This window comes from Nocardioides sp. CPCC 206347 (assembly GCF_048654605.1).
Taxonomy (GTDB): Bacteria; Actinomycetota; Actinomycetes; order Propionibacteriales; family Nocardioidaceae; genus Nocardioides.
This window is the reverse complement of sequence record NZ_JBMCYZ010000006.1, coordinates 197077-215279: the sequence shown is the minus strand read 5'-3', so window position 1 is coordinate 215279 and position 18203 is coordinate 197077. Positions and strand designations below refer to the sequence as shown.

Annotated in this window: 20 protein-coding genes and 1 tRNA gene; 1 reads left to right on the top strand and 20 read right to left on the bottom strand. The window is 67.7% G+C overall.

What is annotated here, in order from left to right:
- Position 1: 1 nt before the first annotated feature.
- The 12 genes from ACOACQ_RS20390 to rplJ form a co-directional block, all read right to left on the bottom strand.
- Positions 2-727: a hypothetical protein gene (locus ACOACQ_RS20390; protein WP_378603573.1), complete on the bottom strand. Its 726-nt coding sequence runs from the start codon at positions 725-727 to the stop codon at positions 2-4.
- A 12-nt stretch (positions 728-739) separates the two neighbouring features.
- A complete protein-coding gene (locus ACOACQ_RS20385) occupies positions 740-2047 on the bottom strand; it encodes an MCE family protein (protein ID WP_420289162.1) in 1308 nt (435 codons plus the stop codon).
- On the bottom strand, positions 2044-3495 hold the full coding sequence (locus ACOACQ_RS20380; protein ID WP_420289161.1) for an MCE family protein: 1452 nt from the start codon (positions 3493-3495) through the stop codon (positions 2044-2046). Before ACOACQ_RS20380 ends, ACOACQ_RS20385 begins: the two co-directional genes overlap by 4 nt.
- On the bottom strand, positions 3492-4637 hold the full coding sequence (locus ACOACQ_RS20375) for an MCE family protein (protein ID WP_378603564.1): 1146 nt from the start codon (positions 4635-4637) through the stop codon (positions 3492-3494). Before ACOACQ_RS20375 ends, ACOACQ_RS20380 begins: the two co-directional genes overlap by 4 nt.
- 2 nt (positions 4638-4639) lie before the next feature.
- Entirely contained in the window at positions 4640-5605 is a 966-nt protein-coding gene (locus tag ACOACQ_RS20370; RefSeq protein ID WP_420289160.1) for an MCE family protein, read from the bottom strand.
- Positions 5602-6660, bottom strand: a complete 1059-nt coding sequence (locus tag ACOACQ_RS20365) for an MCE family protein (RefSeq protein ID WP_420289159.1) — start codon at positions 6658-6660, stop codon at positions 5602-5604. The genes ACOACQ_RS20370 and ACOACQ_RS20365 overlap by 4 nt, the downstream gene beginning before the upstream one ends.
- Positions 6660-7928 carry an MCE family protein gene (locus ACOACQ_RS20360; protein ID WP_378603555.1) on the bottom strand — a complete coding sequence of 423 codons (1269 nt, stop codon included), beginning with the start codon at positions 7926-7928 and terminating at the stop codon, positions 6660-6662. The genes ACOACQ_RS20365 and ACOACQ_RS20360 overlap by 1 nt, the downstream gene beginning before the upstream one ends.
- Positions 7929-7930: 2 nt before the next feature.
- Positions 7931-8758: an MlaE family ABC transporter permease gene (locus ACOACQ_RS20355; protein WP_378603552.1), complete on the bottom strand. Its 828-nt coding sequence runs from the start codon at positions 8756-8758 to the stop codon at positions 7931-7933.
- 7 nt (positions 8759-8765) lie between these two features.
- Entirely contained in the window at positions 8766-9548 is a 783-nt protein-coding gene (locus tag ACOACQ_RS20350; RefSeq protein ID WP_378603549.1) for an MlaE family ABC transporter permease, read from the bottom strand.
- Between the two features lie 10 nt (positions 9549-9558).
- The gene (locus ACOACQ_RS20345) at positions 9559-10524 is read right to left on the bottom strand and encodes an ABC transporter ATP-binding protein (RefSeq protein WP_378603546.1); all 966 of its coding nucleotides are present in this window, start codon (positions 10522-10524) and stop codon (positions 9559-9561) included.
- A gap of 188 nt (positions 10525-10712) precedes the next feature.
- A complete protein-coding gene (rplL, locus tag ACOACQ_RS20340; RefSeq protein WP_378603543.1) occupies positions 10713-11099 on the bottom strand; it encodes a 50S ribosomal protein L7/L12 in 387 nt (128 codons plus the stop codon).
- 78 nt (positions 11100-11177) lie between these two features.
- Positions 11178-11849 carry a 50S ribosomal protein L10 gene (gene rplJ, locus ACOACQ_RS20335; protein ID WP_378603540.1) on the bottom strand — a complete coding sequence of 224 codons (672 nt, stop codon included), beginning with the start codon at positions 11847-11849 and terminating at the stop codon, positions 11178-11180.
- A 276-nt stretch (positions 11850-12125) separates the two neighbouring features.
- Here rplJ and ACOACQ_RS20330 point away from each other — a divergent pair, with 276 nt between their 5' ends.
- Positions 12126-13412, top strand: coding sequence for an aminotransferase class I/II-fold pyridoxal phosphate-dependent enzyme (locus ACOACQ_RS20330; protein ID WP_378603537.1), 1287 nt, complete (start codon positions 12126-12128; stop codon positions 13410-13412).
- Between the two features lie 33 nt (positions 13413-13445).
- On the opposite strand, the gene ACOACQ_RS20325 is transcribed toward ACOACQ_RS20330, so the two are convergent.
- From ACOACQ_RS20325 to ACOACQ_RS20290, 8 genes are all read right to left on the bottom strand, one after another.
- Positions 13446-14195, bottom strand: a complete 750-nt coding sequence (locus ACOACQ_RS20325) for a DUF4232 domain-containing protein (RefSeq protein ID WP_420289158.1) — start codon at positions 14193-14195, stop codon at positions 13446-13448.
- 86 nt (positions 14196-14281) lie between these two features.
- Complete coding sequence (gene rplA / locus ACOACQ_RS20320; RefSeq protein ID WP_378603531.1) at positions 14282-14995, bottom strand: 50S ribosomal protein L1; 714 nt, start codon at positions 14993-14995, stop codon at positions 14282-14284.
- A gap of 64 nt (positions 14996-15059) precedes the next feature.
- Positions 15060-15488: a 50S ribosomal protein L11 gene (rplK, locus tag ACOACQ_RS20315; RefSeq protein WP_056712441.1), complete on the bottom strand. Its 429-nt coding sequence runs from the start codon at positions 15486-15488 to the stop codon at positions 15060-15062.
- 99 nt (positions 15489-15587) lie between these two features.
- The gene (gene nusG / locus ACOACQ_RS20310) at positions 15588-16442 is read right to left on the bottom strand and encodes a transcription termination/antitermination protein NusG (protein ID WP_378603528.1); all 855 of its coding nucleotides are present in this window, start codon (positions 16440-16442) and stop codon (positions 15588-15590) included.
- 35 nt (positions 16443-16477) lie between these two features.
- Entirely contained in the window at positions 16478-16750 is a 273-nt protein-coding gene (gene secE, locus ACOACQ_RS20305; protein WP_378603525.1) for a preprotein translocase subunit SecE, read from the bottom strand.
- 33 nt (positions 16751-16783) lie between these two features.
- Positions 16784-16856: transfer RNA gene (locus tag ACOACQ_RS20300), tRNA-Trp, on the bottom strand.
- A gap of 143 nt (positions 16857-16999) precedes the next feature.
- Complete coding sequence (locus ACOACQ_RS20295) at positions 17000-17614, bottom strand: hypothetical protein (RefSeq protein ID WP_420289157.1); 615 nt, start codon at positions 17612-17614, stop codon at positions 17000-17002.
- Entirely contained in the window at positions 17611-18201 is a 591-nt protein-coding gene (locus tag ACOACQ_RS20290) for an RNA polymerase sigma factor (RefSeq protein ID WP_420289156.1), read from the bottom strand. Before ACOACQ_RS20290 ends, ACOACQ_RS20295 begins: the two co-directional genes overlap by 4 nt.
- Positions 18202-18203: the final 2 nt, after the last annotated feature.

The window sequence follows — 18203 nt, the reverse complement described above, 5'->3', positions numbered from 1 at the left end:
GCTACTCCCCCGCTCCGGATTCCGATGGACTGGGATCGCCTGACGGATCCGTCGAGGGGTCAGCAGACGGGTCCGTCGACGGCTGGCCCTGCGGGATGGAGGCCTCGCCGAAGGAGGGCAGCTCGTCGTCCAGGTCGTCGAGGTCGTCGACGCGCCACTCACCGCCGGTCTTCACCAGGGACACCTGGTAGCGGAACCGCAGCGGCGCGAACTCGATGCGCTCGCCGCTGTCCTTCGGGTCCGGGTAGGAGAAGTTGACGATGCCGGCGACCAGCAGCTCGGAGGAGTCGTCGTCGATCGAGGCGACCCCGACGGCGTACACCGTGCCCTTGCGGTCGATCCCGGTGTCCTTGACGACCTCCGCGGCGTAGCCGGCGTTGTCCTTGAAGATCTTGGCGAACTTGGACGTCATCACCTCGCCGACGGCGGCGTACTCCGGCATCGTGCCGTCGCTCTCCAGCATGTCGGGGCCGTAGGTGTTGAAGCGCTGGACGAACGTACGCGCGGCCGCCAGCGCCTGCTCACGACCCTTGGCCGGGTCGGGCGCCGGGTCGATCAGCGAGTCCAGCTTGCTGGCGGGGTTGGAGCCGGCGCCCTTGTCGAGGACGAGATAGCCCACGATGCCGAGTCCGGCGACGAGCACACCCAGCAGCAACCCGAGAACGCCCCAACGGAACCGCGCATTCGGGGTGGTGCTGCGTGCCGTTGAGTTTCCTTCAGCGGTCACGCGACAAGTCCCCTAGTGGTCGAGCATCGGTTGGAGGTACAGCCACTTCCAGGAGTCTCCTCCGAGCGACGGCGGGGCAACGTTACCCCGCTTCGCAGCCGAGTCTGCCGGAGCGCCCCAAGTCACTTCGCCCGTGGCCTCGTCATAGCTGGCGACGACCGGGGACGTGCCGGTCATGTCCGGCGCGACGCGCGGCAGGTTCTGCGGACCACGCGGGTTGCTGGTCGTGATCGGTTCGTTGCAGCGCACGTTGGGCATCGGCAGGTCGCCGCGATCGGACTCGGGGTTGCGACGGTCGGTGAGATAGCCCTTGCGGCACAGCGCATGCCCGCCCGGCGTGGGCAGCTCCGCCTGGATGATCAGCCCGAAGTGCGCGTCCCAGAAGCCCGAACCACCCGCCGACTCGGCCCGCTTGCCCACGACCACCATGCCGCCGAGCACCGCAGTCGGGTAGACCACGAGCAGCTGCTTGAGCGCCGGCAGGTGCCGCACCACGACGTCATTGGTCGCCACGACGTTGGCCAGCAGCTCGCTGAGCTCCACGCCGTTCTGCTCGAGGAAGGTGCGCAGCTGGGTGGCGGCGAGCGAACCCGCGTCGATGACCTTGCGCACCGAACCGTCGGCACCCGCCAGCGCGGTCGAGAACGCCGCGAGCTGGGTCGCGAAGGTGCGCAGCGAGGACTCCGAGGCCACCTGGCCGCGCAGCACGGTGTTGCTGTCGCGAATCAGTGCCGTCGTCACGTCGAAGTTGTCACTGGCCGTCTCGATGAACGAGTTGCCGGTGTCGATGATCTTCTGCAGGTCGGGGCCGGTGCCGCCGAACGCCGCGCCCAGCTCCTGGACGGTGGTCCGCAGTGCGTCACGGTCGATGCTGCCGACGGTCGCCGACAGGTTGTCCAGCAGCACCTCGGTGGCGATGGGCGTCGCGACGTCGTCGATCTCGGAGCCGTCGACGAGATAGGGCCCGTCGTCGGTCTGCGGCTGCAGCTCGACGTACTGCTCACCGACGGCCGACTTGTTGCCGACCAGCGCGAGCGTGTCGCGGGGGATCTTGTCCCACTCCTTCTCGATCTCCAGCTCGACGTCGACGCCCTGGTCGGTGAGGACCAGGTCCCCGACCCGACCGATGCCGACGCCCCGGTAGGTGACCTCGGCGCCGGTGAAGATGCCGCCGGACTGCGGGTAGTGCGCCGTCACCGTGTAGGCACGGTCGATGACGAGGCGGTCGAGCTTGGCGTAGCGGGCTCCCACGAAGGACACACCGACGAGGGTGATCACCGCGAAGATGATCAGCTGGATCCGGGTACGACGGGTGATCACTGAGCAGCCCTCCGAGCCGTGCCGTTCGTGGTCATCGGCCCGGCGTACAAGCTCACCATGTCGGTGTCGTAGGCCTGGTCGAAGTCGCGCCACATGGCATTGGCGTCACTGGACGCGCCCGGCGCGGGCCGACCGAGGCCACCGCCCTTGAGCACGCTGCCGAGGAGGTCCTCGATCGGGTTGCTGGCCGCACCCCCGCCGCTCGCGCCGCCACTCCGCGCACCCCCGGTGAGGGCACACAACAGGTCGACGGCGTCGCAGACGTTGTCGAGGAGGTACTGGGGCAGCTTGGCGCAGGCCGTCACGTCGGGCGGCGTCTTCAGGCAGCTCTGGAGCGCCTTGGTGGCCCCGGCACAGAGGTTCTTCAGGTCGATGAGCTCATCGAGCGGCGAGTCGGGCAGCTCGTTGATCGGGATGCAGACGAGATCGGGAAGCTCCAGCGCCCCGAGGTCGAGCTGGAGGTCCACCGACAGGTTGACGTAGTCACCCATGTGGAGGTTGTCGGCGACGACGGGGTCGCGGCCGACCGCTTCGTCGATGAACGGGAACGTCAGGAAGGTGCTGAACCCGTCGACGAAGTCGTCGCCCGCCTTGGAGATCTGGGTGAGGATCGGGTCGAGCGCCCGCAGCGAGTTCACCGTGGCGGTCTGCGTGGTCTCAATGACGCGGACGCCGACGTCGCTGAGCCGGGTGAGTCCCTGCAGCATCGCCACGAGGTCCTCGCGCTGGCGGTCGAGCGAGTCGAGCGCGCTGGGGAGCTCCTCGAGAGCACTGTCGATGCTCTTCTGGTGGGTACGGGCACTGACGGCGAGACGGTTGATCGCCTCGATCGCGTTGACGATGTCGCCCTTGCGCTCGTCGAGCTGGCCGACGAGCGACGACACCTGGGTCAGGACCGACTTCGCCGAGTCCTCCCGGCCCTCGAGGGCCAGGTTGAGCTCGGCAGCGATGGTCTTCAGCTGCGCGACGCCGCCGCCGTTGAGGACCAGGCTCAGGGCACCGAGGACCTCTTCGACCTCGGGGTTGCGCCCGCCCTTCTCGATCACGTCGCCATCGGAGAGCTTGCCCGTCGCACCCGTGCTCGGCGGCGCCAGCGAGACGAACTTCTCGCCCAGCAGGCTGGTCTGGCGGATCGAGGCAACCGGGTTGTCAGGGAGGTCGAGGTCATCGCGCAGCTCGAGCGTGACGACGGCCCGATAGCCGTCGAGCTCGACGTCCTTCACCTGGCCGACCGCGACGTCGTTGACCTTCACCGACGACATCGGCACGAGGTCGAGGACGTCGTCGAACTTGACCGTCACCTGGATCGGGTTGTCGCCCGTGTCCGTGCCGCCGGGAAGCGGCAGCTGGTAGACGTCGAAGTCACAGCCGGACATCAGCACCATGCCGAGCGCAAGCGCAGCGGCGGTGCGCAGCCGGGACCGGAAGCCGGTGCTCTGGCGGGTCATCGGTCGACCTCCACGAGTCCACTGAGGGTCGGGTCGTACGGCTGGGTGTGCCAGGACCCGGTCCCGAACGGGGCACCGCGGGGCAGGACCCCACTCACGAGGTCACACACCGTGCCGCCCGGGTCGGCCCCGGAGAGGAGGGCGCACAGGACGTCCGCCGGGTTCGACGTCAGCTCGTTCACCAGGTTGCCGATGTTGGCGTTGGTGTCGAGCGTGCCGTTGCCCGGGTTGTACGTGTGGTACAGGTTCGTCAGCGCCAGCGGACCGGCCTGGAGGATCTCGTCGAGTGCCGCGCGCTGGCGGACCAGGATCTTCGCGACCCGGTTGACGTCCTTGATGTTGCGGCCCAGGACCTCGCGGTTCGTCTTGACGAAGTTGCCGACCTCGTCGAGAGCGACGCCCAGGTTGCTCAGTGCGGTCGTCAGCTCCTGGCGCTCGTCGGCGAGCAGGGACGACACGTCGCCGAGCGACTTGTTGAAGTCGCGCACCGTGGAGTCGTTGTCGGCGAGGGTCTTGATGAAGCCCTCGAGCTTCTCCGCCGACTCGAACAGGTCGTCCTTGTTGTTGTCGAGCGTCTCGCTGAACCGGCCGAAGTCCTTGATGGTCTGGTTGAACTGCTCGCCCTGGCCGCCGAAGTTCTTCGCGGTCTGCTCCAGCAGGTCGGTCAGCGCGCCGTCGCGGTTGGCGCCCTCGGGGCCGATGGCGACGGTGAGGCGGTCGATGCTGGAGAACACCTGGTCGAGCTCGAGCGGGATCGCGGTCTTGTCGACCTTGATCACGGTGTTGTCGGCCATCACGGTGCCCGACTCATAGGCAGGGGTCAGCTGGATGTAGCGGTCACCCACGACGGAGGGCAGTACGACGACGGCCTCGGCGTCCTGCGGGAGCTTCAGGTCCTCGTCGTACGTCATGACGACCTTGACCTGGGTGCCCTCCGGCACCACCTCGGTGACCTGTCCGACCGTGACGCCGAGGACCCGGACGTCGCTGCCCTCGTAGATCGACACGGCGCGCGGGAAGTAGGCGGTCACGGTCTTCGTGCCGCCTCCGCTGCCGAACAGCCAGACGAGACCGGACACGATGAGGAGTCCGATGACGGCCAGCGGGAGCCAACGGCGCAGTGCGCTCACTTCGGTGCTCATGCTCAGCTCACCGTCCCGGGCGCAGGCGGCAGGTTGAAGATGTAGGTGTCGAACCAGGGCCCGTTGCCGAGCGTGCTGGCGAAGACCCGGTAGAAGGGCGCCATCGTCTTGATCGACAACTCGAGATTGTCCTCGTTCTTCTTGATCACCTTGAGGACGGAGTCGAGGTGGTCCAGCGCCGGCTTGAGGTCGGCCCTGGTCTCGCGGATCAGGCCCGTGAGCTTGGTGCTCAACGTCGTCGTCGACACCAGCAGGCGGTGGATCTGGGCCTTGCGCAGGACCAGCGCCTTGAACAGGCTGTCCGAGTCCGCCATCAGGGCGATGATATCCTCGTCCCGGGCGTCCAGCACGGTCGAGACACGGTTCAGGTTCTTCAGCAGCGAGTTGATCTCGTCGTCGCGCGAGGCCACGACCTCGGAGAGGGCGGAGACGCCGTCGAGCGCAGCCCGGAACTCCTCGGGGGTGTTGCGGGTCAGGTCGGCCAGCGTCGTCAGCGACGCCGCGAGCTGGTCGGTGTCGATGTCGGCCGACGTCTCGGCGAGACCCGAGAACGCCTCCACGATGTCGAACGGCGACGTGGTGCGGTCCTTCGGGATCAACGCGCCCTCGGCGAGCTGGCCCTGGCCGGCCGGGGTGAGCGCGATGAACATCGATCCGAGGATCGTCTTGACCTTGATGTCGGCCCGGGTCTGGTCGCCGAACTCGGCATCGGTCTTGACCTGGAACCCGACCTTGACCGAGTTGCCGTCGAGCTCCATCGACGTCACCTGGCCGACGCGGACACCGGCGATGCGGACCTCGTCCTTGACCTTGAGCCCACCTGCTTCGGCGAAGGAGGCGTAGTAGGTGTCGCCGCCCCCGATGAGCGGGAGGTCCTGGGCACGCAGCGCGGCCACCAGCAGCAGGAGGAGCGTCGCGATGCTGACGGCACCCACGACGACGGGATTGCGTTCGCGGAAGGGGATCACTGTGCCACCTCCTTCGCCAGCGAGCAGCGCTTGGCGCTGACGCCGTACGTCGCCTTGATCGGCTTCGCGACGCCCGGCACCTTGACGGTCGCCTTGAAGTGGCACAGGTAGAAGTTGAACCACGAGCCGTACGTCGCCGTACGACCGATCTTGGTGAGCTTGATGGGCAGCACCTGCAGCGAGCGGTCGATCTCCTGGCGACTGCGGTCGAGGTTGGTCGCCACCTTCCGCAGCTCCTTGATGTCCTTGACGAGCGGGTCCTTGATGTCCGTCACGAGGGCGGCCGTCTGCACCGAGAGCTCCGAGATCGAATCGAGCGAGGACAAGATCGCCTCGCGGTCGTCGTTGAGACCACCGATCAGGCCACGGAAGCTGTCGATCAGCTGGGTCAGCTGCTCGTCACGGTCCGCGACGTGGTCCAGGACGTAGTCCAGGTTGTCGAGCAGCTCACCGATCACCTGGTCGCGGTCGGCGAGCGTCTGGGTGATCGAGGCGGTGCTCCCGAGGAGGCCCTCGACCGTTCCGCCCTCGCCCTGGAAGACCTGGACGATCTCGAACGAGAGCTTGTTGATGTCGTCGGGCGACAGCGCCTGGAAGAGCGGCTTGAAGCCGTTGAAGAGCACGGTCAGGTCGAGCGCCGGCTTGGTGCGCGCCACCGGAAGGGCATCGCCCTCGTCCAGGCGCTCTCCCCCGTTGCCCTCCTGGGTCAGCGAGATGTAGCGCTGCCCGATCAGGTTCCGGTACCGGATGCTGGCGTGCGTGGCCTGGTTCAGGACCGTGTCGGCGTCGACGTTGAAGGTGACCTTGGCGCGATCGGCCCCGAGGACCTCGATCTTCTGCACCGTGCCGACCTTGACGCCCGCGATCCGGATGTCGTCGCCCTTGTTCACGCCGGTGGCGTCGACGAACTCGGCGGCGTACTCCTTGGTGGCGCCGAACGACAGGTTGCCGATCGTGATGACCAGGACGCCGGTTGCCAGCGCCGTGGTCACCATGAAGATGACGAGACGAACGAGGTCGCCGGTCGTCCTGCGGTCGAGTCCGCGAGTGGGCATCAGCGAGCACCTCCCTGCGCCACGATGGGTCCTGCGAGCAGGACGTTGAAGTCGGTGCCGGCGTCGCCGTACTCCTGGGTGAGCAGGGAGCGCAGGGTCGACACGTCATCGGGCGTGCCGTAGTAGCCCGAGGCCGAGGCTCCCGGCGCAGCGCGGAAGTTGCCCTTGCCCGTGTTGCCGTTCATGCCGTCGTTGAGACCCGGTTGTCCCGGCGCCGGGTTGAACTGGCTGTAGGGCGTGTTCGGGAGCCCGTGGCAGTCGGGGCCGGTGTCGGTGCCGAAGATCGGCCGGTCCGCCGGCGTGTAGGCGCGCGGCTGGTCCTTGAGGGTCTCCAGCACGATGTGCAGCTCGTAGCCACGGAACGCCTCGGCCAACCGGCCCTGGGTGATCACGATCGCCCGGGACATGCAGGGAATGGTCGGTGCGTACCGCGCCACCGCACGCAGGATGGGCGTGCTGGTCTCGCCGAGCCGCTTGAGGCGGGCTGCGTTGGCGTCGAGGAACGACGTCGCGGTGTCGGAGAAGCTCCTGATGTCGCGCAGGGTCGCGGTCAGGGCCGCTTCCTTCTCCTCGAGGGTGCCCGTCGTCTTGACCGTGTTGTCGAGGATCTTGGCCACCTCGGGAAGGATGTCGGCGTAGGTGTCGGACACCTGGGCGGTGAGCTTGAGGTCTTCGAGCAGCGCCGGGATCTGCGGGTTGAGGCGCTTGAGGTACGAGTCGACCGTCTCGAGGTTCTGGCCCAGCTGCTCGCCCCGGCCCTCCAACGCCGTCGCCAGCGCGGTCAGGGTCAGGTTGAGGTCGGCCGGCTGCACCGTGCGCAGCAGCGGGTAGAGGTCCGACAGCACGGCCTCGAGCTCGATGCTGACCTTGGTGCGGTCGATGACGTCGCCGGCCTTCATCGTCCCGGCGGGCCCGGTCTCGGGCACCTCGAGCGAGACGTACTTCTCGCCGAACAGCGTCTTGGGCACGATCGAGCCCGTCACGTTGGCGGGAACCAGGTCGATCTTGTCGCTGTAGAGGCCGAGGGTGAGCTCGGCACCGTCGGCGTTGCCGGCCCGCGCCTCGAGCACCTCGCCCACGATGACACCGCGCACCTTGACGTCCGCGCGGGTCGGGAGCTGCAGCCCGATCGTCGAGGTCTGCAAGGTGACCTCGTCGTACTCGGTGAACTTCTTCGTGAAGACGGCGTAGGTGAGCCAGACACCGAGCAGGAGCAGGGCAACGAAGATGACGCCGAGCGTCTTGTGAGCGCTGAGAACCTTGTCCATGATCAACCCGCCAGCCTGACCGTGGTCGAAGCGCCCCAGATGGCCATCGACAGGAAGAGGTCGATCACGTTGATCGCCACGATGCTCGTCCGGACGGCCTTGCCGACCGCCACGCCCACGCCGGCAGGACCGCCCGACGCGGTGTAGCCGTGGTAGCAGTGGATGAGGATGACGACGACGGCGAACACCAGCACCTTGCCGAAGGACCACAGCACGTCGCCCGGTGGCAGGAACTGGTTGAAGTAATGGTCATAGGTACCCGCGGACTGGCCATAGAACTGGGTGACCACCAGCCGGCTCGCGACGTACGACGACAGCAACCCGACGACGTACAACGGAACGATGGCGATCAGGCCGCCGACGACCCGGGTCGTGACGAGGAACTGCATCGACGGGATGGCCATCACCTCGACGGCGTCGATCTCCTCGGAGATGCGCATGGCCCCGAGCTGGGCGGTGAAGCCACAGCCCACGGTTGCGGCCAGCGCGATGCCGGCGACGAGGGGCGCGATCTCGCGGGTGTTGAAGTAGGCCGAGACGAAGCCGGCGAAGGCGGCCGTGCCCAGCTGGTTGAGCGCGGCGTAGCCGGACAGGCCGACCTGGGCGCCGGTGAAGAAGGTCATGCCGATGATGACGCCGACGGTGCCACCGATGACGGCGAGTGCACCGGAGCCGAGGGTGACCTCGGCCAGGATGCGCAGGATCTCGCGCGGGTAGCGCTTGATCGAGCGCGGCAGCGCCAGGAGCACCTTGATGTAGAAGGACAGCTCGTGACCGAGCGTGTCCAGCCCCTTCATGGGCCGGTCGTAGACCGCCTTGAGATTTGCCATGGCGTCGCTAGCCCCCCTTCGGCGGGACGATCTGCAAGTAGATCGTGCTCAGGGTGAAGTTGACGACGAACAGGAGCAGGAAGGTGATGACGACGGACTCGTTGACCGCATCGCCGACGCCCTTCGGGCCACCGGCAGCGTTCATGCCCTTGTAGGAAGCCACGATCGCCGCGATGAGACCGAAGACCAGTGCCTTGACCATGCCGATCCACACGTCGGGCAACTGCGCGAGCGCGGTGAAGCTGGCGAGGTACGCACCGGGGGTGCCGTCCTGCAGGATCACGTTGAAGACGTAACCGCCGCCGACACCGACGACGCTCACCATGCCGTTGAGGAACACCGCGACGAGCATGCAGGCGAGCACGCGCGGCACGACGAGGCGCTGGATCGGGTCGATGCCGAGCACCATCATCGCGTCGAGCTCTTCACGGATCTTGCGGGCGCCGAGGTCGGCCGCGATGGCCGAGCCACCGGCACCGGCGATCAACAGCGCGGTCGCGATCGGGCCGGCCTGCTGGATGACCGCGAGGACCGACGCCGAACCGGTGAACGACTGCGCGCCGAACTGCTTGATGAGGCCACCCACCTGGAGCGCGATGACCGCGCCGAAGGGGATGGCGACCAGAGCCGTCGGCACGATCGTCACCGAAGCAATGAACCAGGCCTGTTGGATGAACTCCCGCAATTGAAACGGGCGCCGGAAAAGGCCACGGCCCACGTCGAGGGCGAAGGCGAACAGCTTGCCAGCTGTGCCGATCGGCCTCAGTGCGCGCGCAGTTGTCGAGGACAATTGAGACCCGTCAGTGCTGCTGGGAGGAACCGCTGGCGTGCTCGGCTTCCTTGGTGAAGGAGCCCGGAGGCGGGACGATGCCGTTGTCCCGGCACCAGGCACCGGGCTCGCGCTGGCTGCGGCGCGGGATGCCGTTCGAGGGCTCGAGCTGGAGCGGGATCGGCGGCAGCGGCGGGAGGTCCATGTCCTTCTCCGCGGCGAGCTGGTCGGCGTCCTTCTCCTCGGACATGCCGATCGGGCCGACCGTCTGCGCGTTGAGGAACTGGCGCACCACGGGCTCGTCGGAGGACAGGAGCATCTCGCGCGGGCCGTACATCGCGAGGTGCTTGTGGTACAGCAGGCCGATGTTGTCCGGAACGATCCGGACGCTGTGGATGTCGTGCGTGACGATCAGGAACGTCGCGTCGATCTGCGCGTTCAGGTCGATGAAGAGCTGGTTGATGAACGAGGTGCGCACCGGGTCGAGGCCGGAGTCGGGCTCGTCGATCAGGAGGATCTCGGGGTCCAGGACGAGGGCACGGGCCAGGCCGGCACGCTTGCGCATACCGCCGGAGATCTCGCCCGGGAGCTTCATCTCGGCGCCGAGCAGGCCGACGAGGTCCATCTTCTCCATGACGATGTCGCGGATCTCGGACTCGCCCTTGCGGGTGTGCTCACGCAGGGGGAAGGCAACGTTGTCGTACAGGTTCATCGAGCCGAACATGGCGCCGTCCTGGAACAGCACGCCGAACAGCTTGCGGATCTCGTAGAGCTCCTTCTCGGAGCAGGACGCGATGTCGGTGCCTTCGATGACGATCGAGCCCTCGTCGGGCTTGATCAGACCGATCAGGGCCTTCAGGAACACGGACTTGCCGGTACCGGACGGACCAAGCATCACGGACACCTCACCAGCCGGAAGCGTCAGCGTGACGCCCTTCCAGATGAGTTGCTTGCCGAAGCTCTTGGTCAGGTTCGTCACTGCGACATCGACGCCCATGTTGACCTCTTCCTCAAAACGACTTTCGCTGGCCCACCGAACGGCTGCGATGGAACAACGCAACCGCGTGGCGCACGTTACGCGGAAACCGTGGCACACGTCACGCGGACCCGAAGGTCGAGACGAAAACGGCACGAGGCCGGCGGAGCTTTCGCTCCACCGGCCTCGCGGCGTAGGTCAGTGACAGGTCACTTGAGGGTGACGGTGGCACCGGCGCCCTCGAGCGCCTCCTTGGCCTTGTCAGCAGCAGCCTTGTCAACGCCCTCGAGGATCGCCTTGGGAGCGGCCTCGACGAGGTCCTTGGCTTCCTTCAGACCGAGGGAGGTCAGCGCGCGGACCTCCTTGATGACGTTGATCTTCTTGTCGCCAGCGGCTTCGAGAACGACGTCGAACGAGTCCTGGGCAGCGGCCTCTTCAGCGGCGCCGCCGCCAGCGGCGGGGGCAGCAGCAACGGCAACGGGGGCCGCAGCGGTGACGCCGAAGGTCTCCTCGAACTGCTTCACGAACTCGGAGAGCTCGATGAGGGTCATCTCCTTGAACGCGTCGAGCAGTTCGTCGGTGGTGAGCTTCGCCATGGTGGCGGTTCCTTTCTCAGGTGGTCGGGCCGCGCTGTGCGACCGACCGGGGTTTCAGGTGGTGTACGTCGGCCTGGATCAGGCTTCGGTGGACTCGGTCGCCTCGTCGGTCGCCTCGACCTCGGCGGCGTCGGCAGCAGGTGCCTCGGCCTCCTCGGCGGGGGCGGCTTCCTCAGCGGCCGGGGTCTCCTCGACAGCGGCCGGCGTACCGGCACCACCTGCGAGGATCGAGGGGTCCTCAGTCGCCTTCGCCTGCAGGGCGCCGGCGAGCCGGGCAGCCTGTGCGAGCGGGGCGTTGAGGAGGTAGACGGCCTGGCTGAGGGAAGCGAGCATGGCGCCCGCCATCTTGCCCAGCAGGACCTCGCGCGACTCGAGGTCGGCAAGCTTGCCGATCTCCTTCGCGTCGAGGAGGTTGCCGTCCAGAACGCCACCCTTGATGACAAGGGTGGGGTTTGCCTTGGCAAAGTCACGCAGACCCTTGGCCGCCTCGACAACGTCACCCTTGATGAAGGCGATCGCGGTCGGACCGGTCAGCAGGTCGTCGAAGCCGGTGATGCCGGCCTCGTTGGCGGCCAGCTTGGCCAGCGTGTTCTTGACCACGGCGTAGTTGGCGTTCTCACCAAGGGAGCGGCGAAGGTCCTGCAGCTCCTTGACGGTGAGACCGCGGTACTCGGTCAGCACAGCGCCAGCGGATGCGCTGAATGCTTCAGCGATCTCCGCGACGGCGGCCTGCTTGTCTGCCCGCGCCATGGGTCTCCTTCCGGATGGGGACCTCCGCGAATGTCCTGGGAAAGACAGACGCCCCGAGCGCAGGCGCTCAGGGCGTGGACACCGCTCGTCAGGTGAAGCGACGAACGTCGTACTGCTCTGATCCCCTGCGCAGGCCGTCCGCTTTCACGGAACCTTCGGTCAGGGCTGGCAGCCCGGACAACCGGCGGTCTCTAGGTTTCAGTGGGTAACTGTACGGCGGAACGCGGGCCCGGTCCAAATCACCGTGGCCGAAGTCGATACGGCACCATTGTCCCCGTGACCACCACCCCCGTGCGCCTGTCCGAACTGTCCGCCGACGACCTCGCCGCGCGCCTGACGACGGTGCAGGCGGAGTACGACGCGTTGAAGGCGGGCGGGCTCAAGCTCGACCTGACGCGGGGCAAGCCCGGTGCCGACCAGCTCGACCTGTCCAACGGGCTGCTCGGCCTCCCGACGGGGCACCGCGACCGCGCCGGAACCGACCTGCGCAACTACGGCGGCCTGGACGGACTCGTCGAGCTCCGCGAGATCTTCGCCGACCTGCTGGGTGTCGACGCCGCCAACGTCGTGTGCGGTGGCAACTCGAGCCTCACGATCATGCACCAGGCACTCACCGCGATGCTGCTCAAGGGCGGCCCGGACTCCCCGCGGCCGTGGTCGCAGGAGCCGGTCGTGAAGTTCATCTGCCCCGTGCCCGGCTACGACCGCCACTTCACGATGCTGGCCGAGCTCGGCATCGAGATGGTGACCGTGCCGATGAACGCCGACGGCCCCGACGTGGTCGCCGTACGCGCCCTGGCCGCCGAGGACCCGAGCATCAAGGGCATGTGGATCGTGCCGACGTACGCCAACCCGACGGGCGCGGTGTGCTCGACCGCCGTGGCCGCCGAGCTGATGGCGATGGAGACCGCGGCGCCGGACTTCCGGATCTTCTGGGACAACGCCTACGCGGTCCACCACCTCACGGAGGAGGAGACCAAGAGCGCCGACGCCCTCGGCCTCGCCGCCGTGTCCGGTCACCCGAACCGGCCGCTGATCTTCGCCTCGACCTCGAAGATCACCTTTGCCGGTGCCGGCGTGGCTGCGCTCGCCGCCTCCAGCGAGAACCTCGCCTGGTACCTCGCCCGCCTCGGCTTCGCGTCCATCGGACCGGACAAGCTCAACCACCTGCGCCACGTCGAGTTCTTCGGCGACGCGGACGGCGTCCGTGCCCACATGCGCAAGCACCGTGACCTGATCGCACCGAAGTTCGCCGCGGTCGAGGCCGCGCTGTCCGGGCGCCTCGCCGGGCTGGGCATCGCCGAGTGGACGGTCCCGACGGGTGGCTACTTCGTGAACCTCGACGTCGTCGACGGCACCGCGTCGCGGGTGATCGCGCTGGCGAAGGAGGCCGGCATCGCGCTGACCGCCGCCGGCTCGGCGTTCCCGCACGGCAACGACCCGCGCGACCGCAACATCCGCCTGGCGCCGACGTTCCCGGTGCTGTCCGAGGTCGAGGCCGCGATGGCCGGGGTCGCCGTGTGCGTCGAACTCGCTGCTCTGGAGTCGTTCATCTCCGCCTGACCTCCGCCTGTTCGGGCGGCATCCTGACGTCGCTCAACGCTTCGGCACGAACGGTGTCAGGCGCAGGCTGGTGAACGCCCCGATGTCGAGTGGTTCCTGCGACCGGTCTCCCGCCAGGTGCGCCGGGACGGAGGCAGGCACCTGCCCCTGTGCCAGTTGTACGACGACCAGCGAGGCGTGTTCGGACTCGGCTCCGGCAAGCGAGCCGGTCCACTCGAGGGTGCTGGTCGCGGACGCGGCGGGAGTCAGCTCGATGGGGCGCGAGACATCGCTGGTGGACCCGGCGCCGACCTCCGGGACGAAGGTCGTGCCCCAGTCGCCGCGCACGCCGATACCGGGCGTTCCCTCGATCGTGCAGGTCCGGCCCGACACGTTGACGACGTTGATCGTCGTGAACCGGTGCCCGAGAGACATGTCGAAGCCCACCAGGCTGACCTCGACGTCCTCGGGCCCGCAGTGCGAACGCCCGTGCGCCGACGCACGGGTGCGGAGCAGGCCGGTCAGCTCGGCATCGGTGAGGTCGTCGTCGGGCGCGGGCAGCGCACCGTCGGGCGACTCGTCGTAGCCCGCAGGGAGTTCCTCCAGTCCGGCCGGCGCGGTCTCCCGGGTCGGCTCGACGCCCGGAGTCGGCCGGACCTCGGTCGGCTGGTCCGTCGGCGCAGTCGCCGGGGTCGTCGTACCGACTGCCGACGGGTCGGAACTCCCGTCGGAGGACTCCGTGCCGCAGGCACTGAGGGACAACGCGACAAGGCAGGCGGCTGCGGCCCCGAGAAGTCTCACCACGCGCGCAACCCTACGGACGCCACCTGAAAACGACGTTGCCCGCCATCCCTTGCGGGATGACGGGCGACGACGTCGAAGGGGGAGGCTCAGGCCTCGTCCTCCTCCGCGACGTTCTTGACCTTGTTGGGGTCGACCTGGATGCCGGGGCCCATCGTCGTCGAGACGGTGACCTTCTTGAGGTACCGGCCCTTCGAGCTCGAGGGCTTGAGGCGGAGGACCTCGTCAAGCGCCGCGGCGTAGTTCTCCGCGAGCTGGACCTCGGAGAACGACGCCTTGCCGATGATGAAGTGCAGGTTGGCGTGGCGATCGACGCGGAACTCGATCTTGCCGCCCTTGATGTCGTTCACGGCCTTGGCCGGGTCCGGGGTGACGGTGCCCGTCTTCGGGTTCGGCATGAGGCCACGCGGACCGAGCACGCGACCGAGACGGCCGACCTTGCCCATCAGGTCCGGGGTCGCGACCACGGCGTCGAAGTCGATCCAGCCGCCGGCGACCTTGTCGATGAGCTCGTCGCCACCGACGAAGTCGGCGCCGGCCTCACGGGCGGCCTCGGCCTTGTCGCCGTTCGCGAACACGAGGACGCGAGCGGTCTTGCCGGTGCCGTGGGGCAGGTTGACGGTGCCGCGCACCATCTGGTCTGCCTTGCGGGGGTCGACGCCGAGACGCATGACGACATCGAGGGTCTCGTTGAACTTCTTCTTGCTGGTGCCCTTGGCGATCTTGATCGCGGCGAGCGGCGCGTAGAGCTCGTTCTTGTCGAACGCCTCTTCCGCTGCGCGGTAGGTCTTGCTGCGCTGCATGGGTGATTCCTTACTTAAGAGAGGAGATGTGGTCAGCGGGCCAGCGCGGCCCTTCCACGGTGCTTCAGTCGGTGGTGACGCCCATGGAGCGGGCAGTCCCCTCCACGATCTTCATGGCGGCGTCGATGTCGTTGGCGTTCAGGTCGGGCAGCTTGGTCGTCGCGATCTCGCGCACCTGGTCCTTGGTCAGCTTGCCGACCTTTTCCTTGTGCGGGACGCCCGAGCCCTTCTTGAGGCCAGCGGCCTTCTTGATCAGCTCTGCGGCCGGCGGGGTCTTCGTGATGAACTCGAAGGACCGGTCCTCGTAGATGGTGATCTCGACGGGGATGACGTTTCCACGCATGGACTCGGTCTGGGCGTTGTACGCCTTGCAGAAGTCCATGATGTTGACGCCGTGCGGGCCGAGGGCGGTACCAACCGGCGGAGCCGGGGTGGCCGAACCAGCCTGCAGCTGCACCTTGACCAGTGCGGCGATCTTCTTCTTGGGAGGCATTCCGTGTTCTCTTTCTTCTCGTGGTCATGACGAGGGCTGCCTGGCCCTCTGCCACCTACTGCAGGTCGCCACCGGAGATCCGGCGCGACCGCGCTGAGCTCAGACCTTCTGGACCTGGCTGAAGCTCAGCTCGACCGGGGTCTCCCGGCCGAAGATCTCGACCAGCGCCTTGACCCGCTGGGCCTCGGCGTTGATCTCGGTGATCGTGGCGTGCAGCGTTGCGAACGCGCCGTCGACGATCAGTACGGAGTCGTTGACGCCGAAGTCGGCGACCTCGATCGGCTTCTTGGCCGGCGTGGTGGGCGAGCCCGCGGCACTGGCGGCGGCCTCGGCCTCGGCGGCAATCACGGTCATCGCGGCGGGGGCGAGCATCTTCTCGACCTCGTCCATGCTCAGCGGCACCGGCTGGTGGCTGTGACCGACGAAGCCGGTGACCGACGGGGTGTGGCGCACAGCGGCCCACGACTCGTCGGTGAGGTCCATGCGAACCAGGACGTAACCGGGGAGAACGGTGCGCTTGACCATCTTGCGCTGGCCGTTCTTGATCTCGGCGACTTCCTCGGTGGGGACCACGATCTCGTGGATGTAGTCCTCCATGTTGAGGGAGTGGATCCGGTTCTCCAGGTTCTGCTTCACCCGGTTCTCCATGCCGGAGTAGGTGTGCACGACGTACCAGTCACCCGGCTTCGCCCACAGCTCGCGACGGAAGGACTCGAGCGGGTCGGCGTCCTCTGCGGGCGCCTCCTCGACGAGCTCGTCCTCGACGATCTCCTCGGCGACGGACTCGTCGGCACCCTCTTCGACCTCAGGCGCGTCAGTCGCTTCGGCGTCGAGGGTCTCCTCGACGTCCGCGGCCTCGGTGACCTCGGCGGTCTCGACGTCCTCGCCCTCGACGACGATCGTCTCGTCGCTCTCGAGGGCCGGGTCGTACTGCTCCGTCACTTGCTGCTCCATCAGTTGGTAATAGGGGTCAACGGGTCCGAGTGAACTCAGATGTCGTCTGCGCCGGTGAAGATCTCGAACGCGAGCTTGCCGAGACCGAGGTCCAGCAGCGACACGATCGCGATCATCACGAGCACGAAGGCAAGAACCACGAAGAAGTACGTCACGAGCTGCTCGCGGGTGGGGTAGACCACCTTGCGCAGCTCGGCGACGATCTGGCGATAGAAGGTCACCGGGCCGGTGCGCTTCGGTGACTTCTTGCCACCCGGGGCGTCCTTGCGGCCCCCGTGGACGGCTGGAGCGTCCGACAAGATGCTCACCCTTTCCTTCTGTCGTCTTCATGGTCTGTCTTGCAGGGCACGAGGGACTTGAACCCCCAACCTTCGGTTTTGGAGACCGATGCTCTGCCAGTTGAGCTAGTGCCCTCCGCGGCTCGTCCGGCCGATCCGGCCCGCGCACAGATGCCCGAAGGCGAACTGCGTCAGGGCGCGACCAACCATGTGGAAGAACCACCAGTGGGTGAGTCTACGCACGCCACCCACGCCGCTCCAAAGTACGACGGCCTGTGATCAGCAGACCGGCGACTCCCAGGCGATGGTGACCATCCCGCGACCGAGACTGTCACCCGCCGTGCGGACGTGGAGCGGCGACTTCGCGTCGACGGCCTCTGCAGGAAGGCGGAAGGTGATGGCGTCGTCATCGATCTCGACACCGATCAATCCGCACGGCTCCTGCTCCTCACCTGCGGGCGGGGACACCGCCTGGTCGACCTCGGCGCCGACGCCGGCACCGACACCGTGGCCAGGCTGGTCCTCCGGGCTGTCGACCACCACCGGGCCCGATGGGTCGTACGCCACGTCGGCCTCGACCCCGTGCTCGGCGAGAGCCGCTTCGAGCCCGTCAGCGTCCTCCAGGCTCGTGATGGTCACCACGATGTCGCCGTCACCTTCCTCGACGACCGCAAACGCGGCGTCGGGTCGCAACACGGCTGCGCCGAGGGCGACCGAGCCACCGGCGACGGCTGCGGCAGCGAGGACAGCGAGGCGACGACGGACCCGCCCCGGTCGTGGGGCGCTCGCTCCGGAGCGTTCAGCGACGTGGTGCCGGAGCTCGGTGAGCAACGACTGCTCGAATGCGTCGAGCGGGCCCTTCGAGCCGGAATCGGTGGCGCGGTGGATGGTCATGACGGAACCTCCGGGGTGAGCGCGGCCTCCACGCCGGGGCGTGACGGCCGCAGGTGGGACTGGACCAGGCGCCGGCTGCGGTGCAGCCGGACCCGCGCGGTGGCCGGCTTCACCCCCAGCACGGCAGCCGCTTCGGTGACCGACAATCCGTCGAGGGCAACGAGCTCCATGAGCGCCCGGTCGCGAGGACGCAGGGCACGGAGGGCGGCGTACAGGGAACGGGTCTCCCGTTCGGCGTCGATGCGCTCCTCGATCCGCCCAAGGCTGTCGCTGTCGAGCAGCCGGCGGCCCGCGACCTTGCGCACCACCTGGCGCTGGCGGCCCTGGCGTCGGAACTCGGCGGCGACGACGTTGCGCGCCACCCCCATCAGCCAGCCCACCGGGCTCCCCCGGTCGGGGCAGTAGCTGCTGGCGGCATCGATGGCGGCGAGGAACACGTCGGCGGTGAGATCCGCTGCCAGGTGCGGATCCGCCACGCGCCGGGCCACGAACCGCTGGACGGCGTCGAGATGCTCTCGGTAGAAGGCCTCGAACACGTCGGGATCGCGGGCGATCCGGACGAGGTCCGCAGGCTCGTTGTCGGTCATGT